Consider the following 18,610-nt stretch of genomic DNA (forward strand, 5'->3'; position numbering starts at 1 on the left):
GGCTCCTACTCGCGGATGAACCGGGCTCACTGCCGGGAACCCTCGTCGTCAGCCTCCGGTTGCGGACTGCGCCAGCTCGCGCCCGTCTGCCGTACGTACTCCGCGACAGCCTCGTCGAGCGTCGGGTGGAAGTGCGCCGGGTTGATCGTGCGGGTGAGTTCGTACCGCTCGATCTTCTCGCGCACCGGATCTTTCAGCTCAGCGAAGACCAGGGACACACCGCGCGCGTTGAGCCAGGCGTCCAGGTCCTGCAGCATGTCGGAGGCTGTGGTGTCGACGTCTGTGATCGGTTCGGCGGCCACGATGATCCAGCGGAGGCCGGGATCATCGGCAGCGATCTCCCGCACCTTCTCACTGAACATCCGCGCGTTCGCGAAGATCAGGGGCGCGTCGAAGCGGTAGACGACCAGACCGGGCAGGAGCTGGGCGTCGGGGTAGCTGTCGGTGTCGTGCAGGCCCGCGATTCCCTCCACCCGGCCGAGCTCGGCCTGGTGCGGCCACCAGGCGCGGCGGAAGACGTTGAGGATGGACAGACCGACGGCGACGAGAATGCCGGGCAGTACTCCGAGGAGGGCCACGCCGAGCAGCGCGATGATGGACAGCGCGAACTCTGTCCGGCGCTGATGCCACAGCCGGCGCGTCCCGGGGATGTCGGCCAGCGACAGCGCGGCCGCGATGACGATCGCGCCCAAGGTGGGCTGAGGCACGTACTGCATCAGGGAGGTGGCGAAGACCAGGACCATGGTGATCATCCCGGCGCCGACGATGCCGGTCACCTGGGACCGGGAGCCGGCCTGCTCGGCGACGGCGGTGCGCGACCCGCTGGTGCTGACCGGGAAGCCCTGGAACAACCCGGCCGCGATGTTGGCGGCACCGATGCCGACCATCTCCTGGTTTCCGCGCACCCGATCGCCTTTGCGCGCGGCGAACGCCGATGCCGTCGACATCGTGTCGGCGAGCGCGACGACGGCGATGGCGAGCGCTCCGGCGAGCAGCGGCGGCAGATCGTCCCAGCTGACCGCTGGGACCGTGAAGGGCGGAAAACCTTGTGGGAGCACGCCGACCGTGTCGACGTCCTGCGACTCCAGGTCGAACGCGTTGACCAGTACGGCGGCCAGCACCACGACGATGAGCACGCTCGGCAGCTTGGGCAGCAGTCGATTCAGCAGCAGGATGCCGACGAGCGAACCCACCCCGAGGACCGCGGCCGTCGCGTTGGCCTCGCCGTCCGCGAGCCCCGACAAGAAGGCGCGCGCCTCGGCCACCAGCCCGTCGGCATCGACCGAGAACCCGAACAGCTTGGCCAACTGACCGATCACGATGGTCAGCGCGAGCCCGTTCATGTAGCCGATCTGGGTCGGCTTCGACAGCAGGTCCGCCACGAACCCGAACCGCGCCACCCCGGCGACCACCATCACCACACCGACCATCACGGCCAGCATCGAGGCGAGCGCGACGGCCCGAGCGGGGTCACCGTTGGCGAGCAGGAGTGGCGCGATCGTTGCCGCGATCATCGGACCCAGGGACGAGTCGGGACCGAGCACCAGCACTCTGGAGGGTCCGAAGACCGCGTAGCCGAGCAGGCACAGGATCGAGGTGTACAACCCGGTCACAGGCGGCAGACCGGCAAGTTCGGCGTACGCCATCCCCTGTGGCACCAGCAGCGCCGACAGCACGAGGCCGGCGACGATGTCCTTCGGCAACCACGCCCGCTCGTACGACCTGGCCACGCCCACAGCAGGCACATACTCCTGCCACCAAGAAGGTTTCACATCGGGGCGTTCCTCGACGGCACCCATGGCGGTCAGCCGATCGGCCTAGGTCGCCGCGAACGGATCGGCCGCCGCGCCCTCAGGAGCCTGTTCTTCAAGGGTCCCCTTGATCTCCTGCAGCGCCTTCCGTGCTTTCTTGCCGACCTTGGGATAACGGGGATCGATCTCGATCAGCGTGTTGGCGATCACCGCGGCGGCGGCGATGCGGGCGTACCACTTACGGTCGGCGGGAATCACGTACCACGGCGCCCACTCGGTGCTGGTCCTGGACAGCATCCGCGAGAACGCATTCTGGTAGTCGTCCCAGTACTCGCGCTCGCGGATGTCGGCCGCGGAGAACTTCCAGTTGTGGTCGCGCAGGTCGATCCGCCGCAGGAAGCGGATCCGCTGCTCCTCCCGGGAGAGGTTCAAGAAGAGCTTCACGATCTTGATGCCGTTGTCGCTGAGGGTTCGCTCCCACTCGTTGATCTCGCGATAACGCCTCTTCCAGAGTCCCTGGCGGGTGCCCGGCGGAAGCTTCTGGCGGTCGAGGAGCTCCGGATGCACGCGGACGACGAGCACCTCCTCGTAGTGCGAGCGGTTGAAGATGCCGATCTCACCGCGAGCCGGTAGGCGCAGCCCGTAGCGCCACAGATAGTCGTGATCCAGCTCCTCGCTGGAGGGGACCTTGAAGCTGTTCACCGACACACCCTGGGGATTGACCCCGGTCATGACGTGGCGGATCGTGCCGTCCTTCCCGCCGGCGTCGAGCGCCTGCAGCACCACCAGGACGCCATGGGTGTGCTGCGCGTACAGCCTGGACTGATATTCGGCCAACAGTTCGGTCCCCTGGACCAGCAGTTTGCGGCCGCGCTTCTTGGAACGGATCATGCCCCTGAAGTCCGGCTCGAAGTCCCTGGCCAGGCTGACCTTCGAGCCCGGTTCGACCCGGAACGGCTCGATGAAGTCGGCGATCCGCTGCTCGCGAGATGTCATTCGGTGGCTCCTACCTTTCGGTGCGCCTGGCACGAGCCGGCGCGACGGCGTGCTCCGGGCTGAGTGTCGGCCGCGTCCGCAGCCGCCGCCTCCGGACCAGCTTGTCCAACTCGACGACGATCGGGAGGAGCGCGGCCAGGCCGAAGCAGGTCACCCATTGGCGCGGACTGAGCGTGACGGTGAGCATCCCGTCCTGGAGCGTCGGAAGCTGAGTCGCGAGGAACAAGAGGACAACGGGGATCAGGCCGATCGCCAGCGCCTTCACGATCGGTGGTGTCAATCCGCTGGCCGGGGCGCGCCGGTTGACCACCGCGTTGAACACGGTCCCCAGGCCCATCACCACGAACGTCATCGTCAGCGAGACGGTGCCCTGTGTCGTACTCGGGTCGTCCGGCCCCGCCACCAGCGGTACCAGTGCGGCCAGGAAGAGCACGCAGGCGTAGACGACCCACCTGATCACCGCGTTCCGATTCGTGATCGGTACGGCGGGATCGCGCGGCGGACGGTGCATCACGTCGGGATCACCGGGGTCGACAGCGATGATCACGACACCCACGGCCGTGGCGAAGAACAGCAGGAAAAGGACCATCGACGGAGTCATCGCCACGCCGTCGTTGATGTCGAACACGGTGGCGGCGAGGAAGAGGAGGACCAGCGACAGCAGCTGCGTCATCTGGTACCGCACGTACGAGACGACCTTGCCGTAGACGCGCCGACCGATCTCGACGGCGTGCACGAGGGTGCCGAAGTTGTCGTCGGTCAGCACCATGCGTGCGGCCTGCTTGGTCACCTCGCTGCCGCTTCCCATCGCCACCCCGATGTCGGCCTGTTTGAGAGCGGCCGCATCGTTGACGGCGTCGCCCGTCATCGCGACGATCAGGCCCTGCTCCTGCATGGCCCGGGCGAGCCGGAGCTTGTCCTCGGGAGTGACCCGCCCGAACACGTGCAACTCGGGCAACTGCTGCTTCAGCTGCTCGTCGGTGAGTGCCCGCAGTTCCGCGCCGCTGATCGCCCCGGGACCGAGGCCAAGCTGCTCGCCGATCGCCTGAGCGGTGATCGCGTGATCACCAGTGATCATGCGTACGTCGATGCCGGCCGCGAGCGCCGTACCGACCGCACTCTTCGCCTCGGCGCGCAGCGGGTCGATGATGCCGGCCATCCCGACGAACGACAGTCCCTTGGTCAAGGACATCGGATCGTCGGTCATTGCGGTCAGCTCGTGGTCGGCAACCAGGCGGGCAGCGAACGCGAGGACGCGCAGGCCCTTCTGCCCCATCCGCAGGTTGGCCTCGTCGATGCCGTCCCGCGACTGCGTGATCGGGACCTGCGAGCCGCTGAGCGGTCCGCCCGCCTCGCTGCAGCGCGCCACGACGACATCGGGCGCGCCCTTGACCAGCTCGATGAGATGCTCGACGCCGTCGACGCTCACCCGGTGGAACGTCGCCATGAACTTGTACTCGGAATCGAACGGAACCTCTGCCAGCCGCGGGTAGGTACGCCGCGTCTCCTCCGCGTCGACGCCGAGTTTCGCGGCCAGCACTACGAGCGCGGCCTCGGTCGGATCGCCGATCACCGATCCGTCGTCGCCGACCACTGCGTCGCTGTCGAGGGCGAGTCCGAGACCGAGGCGGGTGAAGTCCGGCACGGGGACGCCGGCCACCGAATGGATCGCGCCGCTCTTTCGGTAGCCCTCGCCGTCGACGCTGAACCACGACCCGCTCGCGTACAACGTCGAGACCATCATCTGGTTCAACGTGAGCGTCCCGGTCTTGTCGGTGTTGATCACACTGGTCGCACCGAGAGTCTCGACATCGGTGAGGTTCTTCACCACGGCCTTCGCCTCGGCCAGTTGCTTCGCGCCGAGCGAGAGCAGGCCCGAGACGAACGCCGGCATACCGGTCGGGAGCGCCGAGATGGCCATCGCGGTGCCGAGCAGCAGCAGGTCCTTGCCTGGAGTCCCGCGGATCAAGCCGACCACCACGATGACCGCGACGGCACCCCAGGCAATGATCCCCAGAACCTTCGTCAGCGAGTCCAGCTCGCGCTGGAGCGGCGACCGAGTGCGCTTCACCGAGGTGAGCATTGTCGCGATCCGGCCCATCTGTGTCTGCATGCCGGTCGCGGTGACCACGATCGTGCCAGTGCCCCGCGTCACTGAGGTGTTCTGGAACAGCATGTTGGTCTGGTCGCCGAGACCGACGTCGTCGGCGGCCAGCACGCCGGCGCCCTTGGCGATCGGCGCACTCTCTCCGGTGAGCGCGGCCTCCTGCGCCTCCAGCGTCGCGGACCGGACGATCCGGCCGTCGGCGGGCACGATGTCGCCGGCCTCGACCTCGACGATGTCCCCCGGAACCACCTGCGTGGCCGCGATCATCTTCACGTCGCCGTCACGCACCACCCGGGCCTGCGGCACCTGCAGATCGGCGAGGGCGTCGACGCTCGCTCGTGCCGTCAGCTCCTGGCGGGTACCCAGTCCGACGTTCAGCAGGATGAGCAAGGCGACGATGACTCCGGTCGAGAGCTCCCCGATCAGCAGGCTCACGACCACGACGGCGATCAGCATGAGGTTCATCGGGTCGCGCAATTGCTGGGCTGCGATGGCCCAGATCGAGGGCGGCTTCTCGGCCGCGATCTCGTTCGCGCCGTACGACGAGAGCCGGCTCGCCGCCTCGCTCCCGGCGAGCCCCGCAACGGCATCGGAGCCGGCCGCGACGACGACCTCGTCCGCCGCAAGAGTGTAGGGCGGACGCTCGGCGCCGGTCGCCGACCCAGCTGCGGTACCGATCTCGCTCACCAGTGTCTCTCCTCTCGGAGGCTTCCATCGACCATGCCTCGACATGGGCGGCGCCTGCCTCATCCGCAGAGGATGTCTCGCAACGACCTGTCAGCTCCCTCATCCGCTGAGGGGGAGGCGCGGTGGGGGCCGGATCGACAAGTCTCGGTGCGACAGCCCGGTGGAGCGATCCTGCGCGCCTCCGGGGAAGCCGTGGACCAAAGGGACTGATCATGGGCGAGCCGTTCAGGGGCGTTATCAACATCGACATCCGTGACTCGGCGCCGGACTGGTCGCCGTTCGAGCCGCCGAAGCCGCCGGACGGGGCGTCGAGCGTGGTGTACATCGTGCTCGACGATGTCGGGTTCTCGGCCATGAGTTGCTACGGCGGTCCGATCGAGACACCGAACATCGAACGGATCGCCGGCAGCGGGGTGCGGTACACGCAGTGGCACACCACCGCGCTGTGCTCGCCGACGCGCTCCTGTCTGCTGACCGGTCGCAACCACACCCGTAACGGCATGGCGTGTATCACCGAGGCGGCCAGCGGGTTCCCCAACGCCAACGGGGTGATCCCGCCCGAGAACGGCCAGATCCAGGAGATCCTCGGAGCGCGGGGCTGGAACACGTACATGGTCGGCAAGTGGCACCTGTGCCCGGAGGCCGAGATGAATCTGGCCTCCTCGCGGCGCAACTGGCCGGTGGGCAGGGGCTTCGAGCGCTTCTACGGTTTCCTCGGAGCCGAGACCAACCAGTGGTATCCGGACCTGGTGTACGACAACCACCCCGTCGACCCGCCGAGCTCGCCCGAGGAGGGCTACCACCTGACCGAGGACCTCACCGACCGGGCGCTGGAGTTCATCAAGGACGCCAAGGTGATGGCCCCGGAGAAGCCGTTCTTCCTCTACTACGCCCCGGGCGCCTGTCACGCTCCACACCACGCCCCCAAGGAATGGATCGATCGCTTCAGGGGACGCTTCGACAGGGGCTATGAGGTATTGCGCGAGCAGACGCTCGCCCGGCAGAAGGAGATGGGCATCGTTCCACCCGGGACGACGCTGCCGCCGCTGAATCCGATCGGGACGCCCGAGACCCGCACCGGCCCGAACGGTCAGCCCTACCCGGCCCTGGACTACACCCGGCCGTGGGATTCGCTGTCTGGTGACGAGCAACGGCTCTTCGCCCGGATGGCGGAGGTGTACGCCGGCTTCCTGGCGCACGCCGACGAGCAGATCGGCCGCCTGCTGGACTACCTCGAGGAGAGCGGCCAGCGCGAGAACACCATGGTCATCGTGGTCTCCGACAACGGCGCCAGTGGCGAGGGCGGCCCGAACGGGTCGGTCAACGAGAACAAGCTGTGCAACGGGCTCCCGGACGACCTCCAGGAGAATCTCGCCAAGCTCGAGGAACTCGGCAGCCCGGCGACCTACAACCACTACCCGAACGGCTGGGCGATGGCGTTCAACACGCCGTTCAAGATGTGGAAGCGCTACGAGTTCGAGGGCGGCACCGCGGACCCGTGCATCATCTCCTGGCCGCGGGGCATCGAGGCCAAGGGCGAGCTCCGCGAGCAGTACCACCACGCCGTCGACGTGGTCCCGACGATCCTCGACGTACTCGGCGTCGAGGCGCCCGCGACCATCGCCGGCCATCAGCAGAGCCGATTCGACGGCGTCAGCATGCGGTACAGCTTCGACGCCGCGCCGATGCCGAGCGCACGCTCGACGCAGTTCTACTCGATGCTCGGCTCGCGCGGCATCTGGCACCAGGGCTGGAAGGCGGTCACCACCCACCCGACGATCAGCGGCTGGGGCTCCTATGCCAAGGACACCTGGGAGCTCTACCACACCGATGTCGATCGCTCCGAGGTGCATGACCTCGCCGACCAGGAACCCGAGCGCCTGACCGAGTTGATCGCGCTCTGGCACGCCGAGGCCGGCGCCAACGGCGCCTTCCCGCTCGACGACCGCTCCGCGCTGGAGCTCATCACGACGCCACGACCGCTACTTTCGCCGCCGCGCAATCGCTACATCTACTACCCGGGCGTCGCCGACGTGCCGGAGTCGCAGGCGGTCAGCATCCGCAACCGGTCCTACGCGATCGCCGCGGTCGTCGACATCCCCGAGCCAGGTGCCCAGGGCGTGCTGTTCGCGCACGGCTCGCGTTTCGGCGGGCACGCTCTCTACGTCAAGGACAATCGGTTGCACTACGTTTACAGCTTCGTGGGCAGTCTGGAACAGAAGATCGTCGCGGACGAGCAACTGCCGACGGGTGAGAACCTGATCCTGTCCGCCGCCTTCGAGAAGGACGGCGAGGACCCGCCCGGCGTCGCGGTCGGAACGCTGTCGCTCTTCCACGGCGACGTCAAGGTGGGGGAGGGCCGGATCAAGACCCAGCCCGGCAAGTTCTCGCTCGCCGGCGACGGCCTGTGCGTCGGGCGCGACAGCAGCGATCCGGTAACCCAGGACTACCCCGGCGAAGCGCCCTGGTCGTTCACCGGCGGACCGATCAGCCGGGTGGCCGTCGATGTCAGCGGCGACCCGTACGTCGACCTGGAGCGCGAGGCGCTCGCGATGATGGCACGGGAGTAGCGCGACACCGCGGCGGCCGACCCCGACCTAGTCGGAGTCGGCCGGCTCCTGAGTCGCCGGAGACGTCGTACCTGGGTCTGCCCGGTAAGCACGGAAGGCGTCCGCGAGGGTGAGGAAGATGTTGTCCTCGCCGATCGCGTCCACGGTCCCGTACGCCCGGAGCGTCGCAAGCAGTTGGGTATCAGGCCGGACCAGCACGAAGCGGGCGTTGTGCGCCCGGGTGTAGTTGACGAGGTTGGCCAGGGTCACCCCGGCGGAGTAGTCGATGTCATCGATCGCGCCGCAGTCCAGCGCTACCCAGCGGACCGGATCGGGAGCGGCGGAGATGATCGACTCGAGGTCGTCGGCGAAGCGGTTGGCGTTGGCGTAGAAGAGATCGGCGTCGTAGCGGAAGACCACCAGCCCGGGCAGGCTCTGGGCGCCTGGCACTGCCGGCAGGTACGTCGGTTCGCCGGCCTGGTCCTGACCGATGACGTAGTCGCCCGGTGTGTACTGCCGCCGGACGAGGTCGAGCAGCGAGAGTACGACGGCGAGGATGATTCCCTGCTCGACGCCGACGGCGAAGACGGTGACGGTCGTGATGAGAGCCACCACGAACTCGTTCCTGCGTCGCCGCCACAGCCGCTGGAGGCCGGGCACGTCGATCAGGCTGACGCCGATGAGGAAGACGATTCCGGCGAGCACCGCCTTGGGCATGTCCGCCAGCAGACCGGTGAAGAACAGGGTGAAGAGCAGCACGACGGCCGCCATCGTCAGGTTGGCGAGCTGGGTGCGCCCCTTCTGCTCGTCGAGGATCTGTGTCTTGGTCGGGCTGCCGTTGACCACGAAGGTGCCGCTGAGACCGGCGGCGAGGCTGGCGCCGCTGAGCCCGACGATGTCGCGGTTGATGTCGACCGAGTCTCCGTGCTTGAACGCGAAGCTGCGGGAGGTGGCGGCGCTCTGGGCGATGATGAGCACGAGGCAGGACAGAGCGGTCGGCAGCACTTTTCCCACGTCCGACCAGGAGATGCCCGACGGCAGGCCGATCGGTGGGAATCCGCCCTGCACGGCACCGACCACGGCCACGCCGTGCGCCTGCGCGTCGGCCAGGGCGGAGATGGCGGTCAGCAGTACGACGGCGACGATGGCACCGGGGACAACAGGAATGAAACGCTTGAAGATCTGGATGATCACGATCGTGCTCAGCCCGAAGGCGAACGTACCGAGCTTGATCGAGGACAGCGAGGTGATCCAGTGCCACTGCTGTTCGAACCAGCCGCCGGTGCCCTTCGGGATGCCGAGCAAGTCCGGAATCTGCCCCGACAGCACCTGGATGCCGACCCCGGTGAGGAACCCGATCAGTACCGACGCGCTCAGGAAGTCTCCGATGAAGCCGAGCCGCAGCAACCGCGCCACGATCAGCAGACCACCGCAGACCAGCGCGGTGAGGCCGGCAAACGCAAGCCAGTCGGGCGATCCAGGCGTGACTCCGGCGATGCCGAGACCGGTCAGGCCCGCGGCGAGTACCGCGGCGGTGGCCGAGTCCGCGCCCACGACGAGCAGCCGCGAGGAGCCCAGCAGAGCGAAGATCAGGGTGGGAAAGATGATGGTGTAGAGCCCGGTCACGATCGGTGTACCGGCGATGGACGTGTAGCCCATCACCTCGGGGATCGCCACCGCCGACAGCGTCAGACCGGCGATGATGTCGCGAGCCAGCCAGGACCGGCGGTAGCCACGCAGCGACTCGGGGATCGGGTTCAAGTCGTCCTGCCGTGCTCAGACGCCCTGGATGGCATCGATCCGGTTCGAGCTGATGGCTTTGGTGAAGTCTGCGAAGTCCTGGTCGTTCTGGGCCGCGTAGCGTTCGGAGAAGTCGGTGATCGACCTGTCGAAGGCATCGTCTTCGCCGAGGTAGGCAGCGATCGAAACCGCGTCGCCGGATCGTGCGTGTGCACGGGCGAGGGTCCACCCGCAGGTGCGGCCGTAGAAGGCCAGCTCCGCGGGCGCCATCAGCTCCACGAGCGCTGAGCCCTTCATGTCGCGCAGTTGACGCCAGTAGTAGTACCGGTCGGCCTGAACACCCTTGGACCAGCCCAGGAAGATGTCGCTGCTGGCCTGCATCAATCGCTGACCCTGGACCACCCGCTCGCCCGGTTGCTTGAACGTGCTCATGGGCAAGGTTCCTTCGAGAACAGACCTGGTGGCCTCCTTGACCTGGAGGAACAGTGGATCGCTGCCGTCACGGCCCTGCAGGAGGACGATGAACGCTCGGGTTCCGACACTTCCAACGCCGACGACTTTCCGTGCCCAGTCGACGATCTCGAAGCGCTCCAGCAGTTGCCGAAGATCGAGCCGAAGGGTGGAACGGTAGTCCCGGAACAGGTCGACGACGACCTTCTCGAGATCCCCGGGCTTTACGCCGTACGCCGTGTGGAGCTCGCGCGCGGGGACGATCACCGGCGGGACACTGGCGATGCGGTAGCGGCCGTCGACCTCTTCGCCTAGCTTGGACAGGGCCTGATCGCTGGTGCGGGAGTGCGCCTTCTGTGCGTTCTTCTCGAAGCGCTTCTGGGCCTGCTTCACCTGCTTCGACGTCATTCCGCTCATACCGTCCTGCTCGCCGCCCTTGCCCTTGCCCTTCTTGGATCCCTTGCCTTTGCCCTTGTTGGCTCCGGACAGGAAGGCGGTCACCGACTGCTTGATCTGGTCCTCGGCGAGGTGGGCGTACCACACGTCGAGGGTCTTGGCGGCGGCGAACTCGGCCATCGTCTCCCGGTAGGAGGTGACACAGCCCTTCGTGATCGCACGACCGTCCGACTCCGAGCAGCCGTTGTTCTGGGCCGCCACCATGAGACTCGCCGCCAGCCGTTTGACGTCGTACTCGAAGGGGCCTGGAAGGGTCTCGTCGAAGTCGTTGATGTCGAACACCAGGTGTCGCTCCGGCGAGGCGAAGACCCCGAAGTTCGACAGGTGGGCATCCCCGCACAGTTGGACCTGGAGACCGGATGTGGGTGTCTCGGCAAGGTCCACCGCCATGATCTTGGCAGCACCGCGGTAGAACGTGAACGGCGAGGCCATCATCCGGCCGTGCCGGACCGGAACCAGGTCTGGATCCCGCCGGAGGTTCTGCTCCTCGATGAGCGCCACCGGGTCCGGCCGGTCCGCGGCAGGCTTCCACCCCGCGTGACTGTCCGGCGTCGCTTGCAAACGAGCCTCCACACCGCGTGCGCCGCGCTCGTCCAGAGTCAGATGTTCAACTTTCGTCGCCATGATCGGCCGCCCTTCTCTCCGTCGCAGGCACGGCTCGTCGGTCGAGCCGGGTGCTCACCCTGCAATCGGCATACTCCGCCGACGATTCACCAGGACTCCGGTCGCCGCATCATCCCTGCTGAACGATCATCCGCCGGCCGGCGTGAGTGCAGTCGGCGGGCTGCCGCTGATCCCCGAGCCGGTTTCACCCCGGATGGAGGAGGCGGGACGCTGTCGGCCCGGAGCATGCTGACGTTCTAGCCGAGCTCAATGGCAGCAGAAGAGATCGGGAACCGGGGCGGAGGACTGAGAACGTGAGCGAGATGATGCGGTCATCCGGCGCCGATGGACCTGATCCCGGCACGTCCCGCGGCAAGCTCCGAAGTGTCCGGTCGTGGTGTGTCTACCTGGCCACGACAGCCGGGCTCGTCTGCGCGTTGGCCAACTGGGGTCTGGGAGGGGTCGTCGTCAGTGTGGTCATTTTCGTGACGGCGACAGCCGTCGTCGCCTCATCGGCGTGGGGAAGCGACGGGCGGAGCGCGGTGCGCAGGATCGCTCGTTTCACCCTCGCCGGCGGGCTGGTCGGGCCGGCCGCCGTCGGTCTGATCGCGGTCTTCACGTTCGCCGGCGTCCTGATCGTGCTGATCCTGGCAGCGACCACGCCGGCTCTCACCTCGCTCGTCCTGGCGCGACGACAGCACGCCCGAGGCGATGATGCCCACGTCGCTCAGCCGGAGCCGGCGACACCTCGCGACCCCGCGATCTCGCTTTCCGACGGTCCTGTGCTCATTCCGGAGCCAGAGCTCCGTTCCCTCGACGACGAGGCATTGTGCTTGGCCTGGCGCCGCAGCTTCAGCCTGCTGGAGGCGTCCCGCTCAGCGTCCGAACGCCTGTCCGTCGTCGAGCAACGCCAGCAGTATCTCGACGAGCTCCAGCGGCGATCGCCGGAAGGGCTCGCCGCCTGGTTAGCCTCCGGCGCACGAGCCTCCGGCAATCCACTTCCGTACGTCGGTGACGCAAAACGCCGAGCCAGTTGAGTCGAGCTGGCTCGGCGCTGGGAGGCGGCGTCAGTCGCGGCGGTCGCGACGGTCGTCGCGGCGGTCCTCACGGCGGTCACCGCGGTCGTCACGACGGTCGTCGCGGCGGTCGTGGCGGCGGTGCATGCCATGTGCGACGACCACGGCACCTCCCACTGCTGCTATGCGCCTGCGCCTGCGGCGGGCTCCAAGTGGCATGGCAGACCCCTTCCTAGGTCGTCTTCTTGATCTCTTCGGTCTCTGCGGCGTCGGCCTCGATGGCGGCGAGCACAGCGTGGATCGGGATGCGTCCGCTGGCGACCAGTTGACCGCCGGCGTGCCGCACTGCCGTTCCGAACGGCGCGGCCCACAGGTTCTCCCAGACGAGCACCGCGGCCGAGCTGCCGGGCTCGATGGTCACGGCGAGGTCCTCGACATCCTGCTCGCTGAGCAGCATCGCGATCTCGGTCTCGAGTGTCCGCAGTTGCCCGATCGCGCTCTCGTCCAGATCAGCCGCCTCGAACGCCTCGACGGCGCCGTCCATGTCCTTGAAAAGGAACAGCAGGTCGAGGATCCGGATCAGGCCCCGGTCGACATAGTCGGCGAGGATCGGTGCGATCTCTCCGGTCAGCTTCGTCTCCGGGAATTCGACGACGATCCAGTCGACCGGACCCAGTTCATCGATGGTGTCAGTCATGCTCTACCTCCAGCGGTCAAAGTTCTCGGACGGCATCGATCGGGACGCGGTAGCCGTCAGGCAGCGACGTCGCGACCGTGCGCGGCCAGTGCCCAGATGACGAAGATGTCGATGGCGATGATGGTCAGTGCCCAGAACGGGTAGTACGGGATGAAGGTGAAGTTGGCCAGCGCGCTCAGCACGGCCAGAATGATGCCGACGACCCGGGCCCAGGTCTGGCCCGCGATGACCGCGAAGCCGGCCGCCAGCACCAGGAGGCCACCCAGCAGGTGGATCCAGCCCCACGCGGTGGCGTCGAACTGGAACATGTAGTTGCGGGTGGCAACATAGAACTCGTTCTCGATGAGTGCCACCAGGCCCGCGAAGATCTGGAATCCTCCGGACATGATCATCATGACGCCGGCGAACAGGACGAACCCGACCGCCCAGCCGCTGACCTCGTGTTCCTCGCCCGCGGCGTCGTAATGCGATGCTGCTGCTCCATGTGTCACTGTTGTTCACTCCCTTGTGCTCATGCTTGTTGACTACCGGTCGCCGGTGAGGATGACACCAGGCTGCCGAACCGCCTCGGGCCCGGCATCATCCCCCGTGGACGATGCCGCTCGGGATCAGATGTCGACGCTCACCGGGAAGGTGGCGATCCAGGCGATGGCGGTGAGCAGGACGAGGCAGCCGATCCCGGCCAGGATCCAGCGCAGCCGGTGACTGGTGATCTTGGTGCTCATCCCGGCGAAGAACAGGACCACGGCGTACAGAACGACGGTGAGCACATAGTTGCTGGCTGTTTGGAGGTTACGGCGCACCTCGGCCGCGGAGGCGTCGGCGGCCAGGTCGAGCCGTTCGGCCTCCTGCCGCGACGCGAGCTGGTACTGGTTCATGGCGAACGGCGTAGCCGGCGCCTCCGGATTCGTGAACGGGCGGGTCGCGATCCAGGCGTTGAACGCGGGCCGGAACTCCGCGCGGAAGCGGTCGACGTAGAAGTCGGCGAGGCCGGCCTCGCCTCGGCGATCCGCATCCGCCCAGGCGATGAACGTGGCGACATCCACCTGAGTCTGGGCTTCACCCAGGCCCTGTGCCCGGCCGGCCTCGATCAGGATCGCGCTCGTGCGGCCGGCCGCCTTGGCCTGCTCGCCGTTCCACCGGGTGGCCTGGTAGCTGCTCCACGAGGTCCCGAGGGCAGCTGCGACCATCAGAAGGGTGACGAGCACCTCCTGCCAGCCGCGGCCGCGGCTGGGCGGCTCGTCAGCGCCGGTTGCCATGATCGTCACACGGAGGCGTCACATCGAGCCCGACCACCTCGAGTTGGGTATCGATCACGCCGACGGTTCGCAGCATCGCGGTCGGCTGCAGCCTGCCCACTCCGTCGCCGTGCGGATGGTCGAAGAACACCAGCAGGAACAGCAGGAGCGTGATGACCATCGTCACGCTGCCCATCAGGAGGCTCTGCGTCACCGCGCGCTCGGCCCGGTCGGCGAAGAACAAGAGGTAGACAAAGATCACCACGGAGATCACCGACAGGACCAGCCACAAAGGGGTCGGGATGATCCCTTCCGCCCCGTGCACCCTGTCGATGCGCGCCTGTTCCCGTTCGGCGGTCTGGTCCATCCACCGGTCGTACGCCGACTGCTCGGTCGGCGTCCGTGGGTCGACGGCGGAGATCGTCCGGAACATCTCCACACCCCACGGGTTGATGGAGTTACCGAGCGTGCCTTTGTCCAAGGCGTCCCACTCGACCCCGACCACGGACCGCGCGTAGCACATCAGCTCGCCGGTGAGCTCCGCCCCGGTCTGGTCGGGCAGGAACTGGGCCGTCTGGACCTGCTGTGCCACGATCGTGGCCTCGGACTCGGCACCGGCCCGCGACTGGTCGTACGAGGTGAACGACAAGAAGATGATGAAACCGAGAAGCACCGAGAACCCGGTGGCGAGCACACCGAAGACGCCCGAGGCGCGGTCACCGTCGCTGAAGTAGCTGCCCTCCGGCGCCCGCCTGCGCACGAGGAGCATCGCCGTGACGGTGACCGCGGTCGCGAGGACTGTGACCAGAGCGGCCCAGACGATGTTCACGCGCGTCTGCCTGCTGCCGCTGTCACAGCTGGCTACTTCGCGGTTCCGGGGACGGCTTGGGCCGGCGGGATGGGACGGGCGGCATCGGCCGCCCTGCCGGCGCCGACCAGGACCTGCACGACGGCCAGTAACGCGACAACGAGCACGAGCGACCAGAACAGCCGCGCCGGCGAGATGTCGTTGCCCCAGAGCAGCACGACGACGCCGAGCAGGCCCACGGCAACGCGCAGCCACCGGGCGTTGGGCGCGACCCATCGGCTCCCGTCGCCGACCCGGCTGCCGGCCAGGGCACCGCCGATGCCTTCCAAGCCACCGCTGACTGCAGTGCGTACGGCGGTGCCGTACGTGTTGGGTCCCGCGAACCAGCCGACGACCACGAGGATCAGGCCCAGCCAGAGGAACACTTGCCGACCGCGGTCGAGATAGGCAAGCAGCGTGTCGTAGAAGACCGCGCTCGCCGGACTGAACGTCGTACCCGCGAGTGCGTCGATGAACAACTGCCGTCCGACGGCCAGTGCCAGCGCCACCACCAATGCGTTCGCCGCCAGCACTGCCCCGATGATCACCGTCATCCGCGGACGCCGGCGCGCGAGCAGCAGCGCTGCCAGATAGAGCCCGGCTACCGCCACGAGCATCCACTGCGCCAGCGGGTTCGCGAACGCGTAGGTCGTCCGGAGCTTCGCCAGTTCGGGAGCTTCCATCAACACGATCTGCTTGTCGATGTTGGGGATCGGCACGTTCTGCACGACCGTGAGTCCCCGATCGACCAGGCGTTGCTTGACCCGTTCGATGACTTCGGAGACGTCGAGGACGACCTGATCACCCTGCAGCGAGACGGCGCCGGACTGACCACCCGTCAGCAGGCGCTGGAGGGACTGCTGGACCCTGGTGTTGACCGCGATCCAGAGGTCGGCGAACTCGTCCGAGGCGAGGAACTCCCGGACCTGGCGGTCGATCAATCCATTGATCGACGCGGAGAGCGGCCCGACCAGTCGCTGCAGCCGCGGCCGATCGGTGATGACACCGGCGAACACGTCGTTGAGGATCGCCTCGATGTCGACCTGTTTCTCGATCGCGTTGGTGACCGTCGTCGCGATCGCGTCCTGTACCTCTGGCGAGTTCACCAGCGGGCCGACGGTGTTCACGTAGCGCGTGGTGTCGTTCAGCGTGCGTTGACCCCAGTAGGCGATCGCCGCCGGCGTCGTCAGCAACGCCGCCAGCACCAAGCAGACGACCGCCGCGACCGAACGGCCCCTGGATGGTCGCGCCGCCGCGGGCGCTTCGACGGGCACGCTGCGATCTGGACCACTGGACAGCGTGGGGTCTGGGTCAGACATGCCGCACCTCCTCGCCAGTCGGTTCAGGCAGCGATCGTCTCTGCCGCGGGCGGGCGGAACCTCACCCCGCGCGGATGAACCGGCCGAGCCTCATCCGCGCGGGGTGAGGCGGGGAGGGGCGACGCGGGTCAGCATCCAGGTGCGAACGCCGCCGACTCAGCGGCGCCCGACGCGACGAGAGGAGATACCGAGATGGCTGCGAAAAGAGGTGGGGCGGCCATGGCCGGGTTCGTCATGTTCGCCGGCTCGCTGCTGATGGTGATCGGATTGGTCAACGTCTTCGAGGGACTCATTGCGCTGGTCTCCGACGAGCGTGTGGTGATGACGCGGACCAACCTTGTCGTCGTGGACGTGACTGGTTGGGGATGGACGCTGCTGATCTTCGGGTTGCTGCTGATGGCCGTCGGCGCCGGCCTGCTCGTGGCGCAGACGTGGGCCAGGATCACGGCCATCGTGCTCGTCTGCCTGCACGCCGTGGTGCAGACGGCCTGGCTCGGTGCCTACCCCGTCTGGGCGTTGCTGATGATCGCGCTGGATACCGTTGTGCTGTTCGCGCTCACCGCCCGGTGGGCCGCCGTACGCGAGCGGCTCGGTGGGGTTGGTGAAGCGCCATGGCGCAAGGAGGAGGAAACCCAACTCGAGGAGGAAACCCAGCTCTCAGCCGCCGAGCAGCGTACGCCGCCGCTCGTCTGAGTCATGGCTCGTCGCTGCCGCCGGGCACCGTGGCACCGTGGTGATGGTGATGTGCGGAGCGTCGTGATCTCGGGCCGGGGCTCGCACTGGCCTCCGCCTGCTCGAAAGTGACATAGCGACGTCCGAGCGGGCCGGCCGAGATCCCGTGCAGCGCGATACTCAGCAGCACGGTCAGAGACACGGCGGCGACGGCCCGCTCGACGACCTCGGTCTCGCCGATCTCTTCGATCGCCAGCAACGCGAACACGACCGATGCGAGGCCGCGGGGACCGAACCATCCCACGAAGACGACGGTGCGGCCGTCCAGTCCCGTCCCGAGCAGGGCCACGGCGACGGGAACGATACGGACGATCGTCAGGCTCAGTACGGCGTACGCGAGGAGCGGTAGATCGAAGTTGTGCACAAAGACCGGCACCAGCGTGGCGCCGAACAGGAACCAGACGGCGAATGCCAGGATCTCACCGACGAGTTCCGGCAGCTCGATGGCGTTGTCCGCGTCGACGACGTTCTCGTCCAGACCCGCCCGGAAGGCGATGCCGGCCACGAACGCCGCGATGAAACCGTTGCCGCTGAAGGCCACCGCGAGGGCGAAGCTGCTGAGCGCGGCGGCAAACGTGCCGAGCCGTCCTGCGCCTGAGGTGATCCAGTCGCGACGGGAACCGTAGGTCAGGAGCTTGGCGCTTGCCAGTCCGACCACCAGGCCGACGCTGACGCCGGCCGCGAGCTCCAGCAGCGCGCCGCCCCCGTCATCGGCGCCATCCTCATGCGCTGCCCCGAGTTGGCCAGCGGCGACAGCGAGCGTGAAAGTGACGATCGGTGTGACGATGCCGTCGTTGAGTCCACTTTCGACGTTCAGTGCGCGACGCAGCCGCATCGGTATCCGTTGGTCGTTGATGACCTGTGCGCTGAGAGCAGCGTCGGTGGGAGCCAGCGTGGCGCCCACGTAGCCGGCGAGAGCCCAGGTGAAGTCGTCGAAGAGCCAAGCCGCCAGGAGCGAGCCGAGGAGCACCGACAGCGGAAGGCCGATGCCCAGCAAACGCGCGGGCAGGTTGATGTCTCGTTTCAGCCTGGAAAGGTTGACTCTGGACGCGTCCGCGAACAACAACATCGCAAGGGTCAGCTCCGCGAGCAGATGGACGGACGGAGCATCGACATCCACCGTGAGGGGGCCCCAGTCACGGTTGCCCAGAACGTAGCCGGCGACGGTGAAGACCAATGGACCGGTGATGTTCGCCCGGCTCAGGAGGCCCGAGGTGACCGCCCACGCGAGGACGAGTAGCGCGAGCACTGCGAACGTGGCCTCTGTCACCGCCGCCCCGCCTCCGTCGTGAACCGGACTGACTCATGTTCACCGTGACTGCCGTTCCCAGTGGGCGCCTCATCCGCCTGAGGGGGTTTCGGCCGGCCGTGGCTCATCCTCGGCGGGTGATGACATGTCGCGCGGGTACGACGAGCGTGCTG

General features: G+C 67.4%; 14 protein-coding genes. 3 read left to right on the top strand and 11 right to left on the bottom strand.

Going from position 1 to position 18,610, the window contains the following annotated elements:
• Window positions 1–26 precede the first annotated feature (26 nt).
• Genes V9K99_RS36355 through V9K99_RS36365 form a run of 3 tightly spaced genes read right to left on the bottom strand, consistent with a single transcriptional unit; the run spans window position 27 to window position 5,541 of the window.
• Window positions 27–1,799 (bottom strand): SulP family inorganic anion transporter, encoded by a 1,773-nt coding sequence (locus V9K99_RS36355; protein ID WP_337011120.1) that lies wholly within the window; start codon window positions 1,797–1,799, stop codon window positions 27–29.
• Between the two features lie 18 nt (window positions 1,800–1,817).
• Complete coding sequence (locus V9K99_RS36360; protein ID WP_337011118.1) at window positions 1,818–2,747, bottom strand: PPK2 family polyphosphate kinase; 930 nt, start codon at window positions 2,745–2,747, stop codon at window positions 1,818–1,820.
• A gap of 10 nt (window positions 2,748–2,757) precedes the next feature.
• Window positions 2,758–5,541: a cation-translocating P-type ATPase gene (locus tag V9K99_RS36365; RefSeq protein WP_337011116.1), complete on the bottom strand. Its 2,784-nt coding sequence runs from the start codon at window positions 5,539–5,541 to the stop codon at window positions 2,758–2,760.
• Between the two features lie 212 nt (window positions 5,542–5,753).
• Here V9K99_RS36365 and V9K99_RS36370 point away from each other — a divergent pair, with 212 nt between their 5' ends.
• Complete coding sequence (locus V9K99_RS36370; protein ID WP_337011114.1) at window positions 5,754–8,111, top strand: arylsulfatase; 2,358 nt, start codon at window positions 5,754–5,756, stop codon at window positions 8,109–8,111.
• A gap of 27 nt (window positions 8,112–8,138) precedes the next feature.
• On the opposite strand, the gene V9K99_RS36375 is transcribed toward V9K99_RS36370, so the two are convergent.
• Both V9K99_RS36375 and V9K99_RS36380 read right to left on the bottom strand, forming a co-directional pair.
• Entirely contained in the window at window positions 8,139–9,851 is a 1,713-nt protein-coding gene (locus V9K99_RS36375) for a SulP family inorganic anion transporter (RefSeq protein WP_337011112.1), read from the bottom strand.
• Window positions 9,852–9,866: 15 nt separating this feature from the next.
• On the bottom strand, window positions 9,867–11,360 hold the full coding sequence (locus V9K99_RS36380; protein ID WP_337011110.1) for a DUF2252 domain-containing protein: 1,494 nt from the start codon (window positions 11,358–11,360) through the stop codon (window positions 9,867–9,869).
• Between the two features lie 293 nt (window positions 11,361–11,653).
• Here V9K99_RS36380 and V9K99_RS36385 point away from each other — a divergent pair, with 293 nt between their 5' ends.
• On the top strand, window positions 11,654–12,376 hold the full coding sequence (locus V9K99_RS36385; RefSeq protein ID WP_337011108.1) for a hypothetical protein: 723 nt from the start codon (window positions 11,654–11,656) through the stop codon (window positions 12,374–12,376).
• Between the two features lie 211 nt (window positions 12,377–12,587).
• Here V9K99_RS36385 and V9K99_RS36390 read toward each other — a convergent pair whose 3' ends face one another.
• The 5 genes from V9K99_RS36390 to V9K99_RS36410 all read right to left on the bottom strand — a co-directional run bounded on the left by V9K99_RS36390 (window position 12,588) and on the right by V9K99_RS36410 (window position 16,456).
• Window positions 12,588–13,052 carry a DUF6325 family protein gene (locus tag V9K99_RS36390; RefSeq protein ID WP_337011106.1) on the bottom strand — a complete coding sequence of 155 codons (465 nt, stop codon included), beginning with the start codon at window positions 13,050–13,052 and terminating at the stop codon, window positions 12,588–12,590.
• A gap of 56 nt (window positions 13,053–13,108) precedes the next feature.
• On the bottom strand, window positions 13,109–13,543 hold the full coding sequence (locus V9K99_RS36395; RefSeq protein ID WP_337011104.1) for a DUF7144 family membrane protein: 435 nt from the start codon (window positions 13,541–13,543) through the stop codon (window positions 13,109–13,111).
• Window positions 13,544–13,660: 117 nt separating this feature from the next.
• Window positions 13,661–14,311 carry a hypothetical protein gene (locus V9K99_RS36400; protein ID WP_337011102.1) on the bottom strand — a complete coding sequence of 217 codons (651 nt, stop codon included), beginning with the start codon at window positions 14,309–14,311 and terminating at the stop codon, window positions 13,661–13,663.
• On the bottom strand, window positions 14,295–15,119 hold the full coding sequence (locus V9K99_RS36405; RefSeq protein WP_337011100.1) for a bestrophin-like domain: 825 nt from the start codon (window positions 15,117–15,119) through the stop codon (window positions 14,295–14,297). Before V9K99_RS36405 ends, V9K99_RS36400 begins: the two co-directional genes overlap by 17 nt.
• Before the next feature lie 32 nt (window positions 15,120–15,151).
• Window positions 15,152–16,456, bottom strand: coding sequence for a hypothetical protein (locus tag V9K99_RS36410; RefSeq protein WP_337011098.1), 1,305 nt, complete (start codon window positions 16,454–16,456; stop codon window positions 15,152–15,154).
• A 192-nt stretch (window positions 16,457–16,648) separates the two neighbouring features.
• Between V9K99_RS36410 and V9K99_RS36415 the strand changes: the two genes are divergently transcribed.
• Window positions 16,649–17,149: a DUF7144 family membrane protein gene (locus tag V9K99_RS36415; RefSeq protein WP_337011096.1), complete on the top strand. Its 501-nt coding sequence runs from the start codon at window positions 16,649–16,651 to the stop codon at window positions 17,147–17,149.
• Window position 17,150: 1 nt separating this feature from the next.
• On the opposite strand, the gene V9K99_RS36420 is transcribed toward V9K99_RS36415, so the two are convergent.
• Window positions 17,151–18,458 carry a cation:proton antiporter gene (locus V9K99_RS36420; RefSeq protein ID WP_337011094.1) on the bottom strand — a complete coding sequence of 436 codons (1,308 nt, stop codon included), beginning with the start codon at window positions 18,456–18,458 and terminating at the stop codon, window positions 17,151–17,153.
• Between the last annotated feature and the right edge of the window lie 152 nt (window positions 18,459–18,610).

Origin of the sequence: Kribbella sp. CCNWLW201 (assembly GCF_037203805.1) — a bacterium.
Lineage (GTDB): Bacteria > Actinomycetota > Actinomycetes > Propionibacteriales > Kribbellaceae > Kribbella.

Bases quoted from the DNA above. Each gene is read 5' to 3' on its own strand.
- V9K99_RS36355 (WP_337011120.1), bottom strand. From the start codon at position 1,799: ATGGGTGCCGTCGAGGAACGCCCCGATGTGAAACCTTCTTGGTGGCAG.
- V9K99_RS36360 (WP_337011118.1), bottom strand. From the start codon at position 2,747: ATGACATCTCGCGAGCAGCGGATCGCCGACTTCATCGAGCCGTTCCGG.
- V9K99_RS36370 (WP_337011114.1), top strand. From the start codon at position 5,754: ATGGGCGAGCCGTTCAGGGGCGTTATCAACATCGACATCCGTGACTCG.
- V9K99_RS36380 (WP_337011110.1), bottom strand. From the start codon at position 11,360: ATGGCGACGAAAGTTGAACATCTGACTCTGGACGAGCGCGGCGCACGC.
- V9K99_RS36390 (WP_337011106.1), bottom strand. From the start codon at position 13,052: ATGACTGACACCATCGATGAACTGGGTCCGGTCGACTGGATCGTCGTC.
- V9K99_RS36400 (WP_337011102.1), bottom strand. From the start codon at position 14,311: ATGGCAACCGGCGCTGACGAGCCGCCCAGCCGCGGCCGCGGCTGGCAG.
- V9K99_RS36410 (WP_337011098.1), bottom strand. From the start codon at position 16,456: ATGTCTGACCCAGACCCCACGCTGTCCAGTGGTCCAGATCGCAGCGTG.
- V9K99_RS36415 (WP_337011096.1), top strand. From the start codon at position 16,649: ATGGCTGCGAAAAGAGGTGGGGCGGCCATGGCCGGGTTCGTCATGTTC.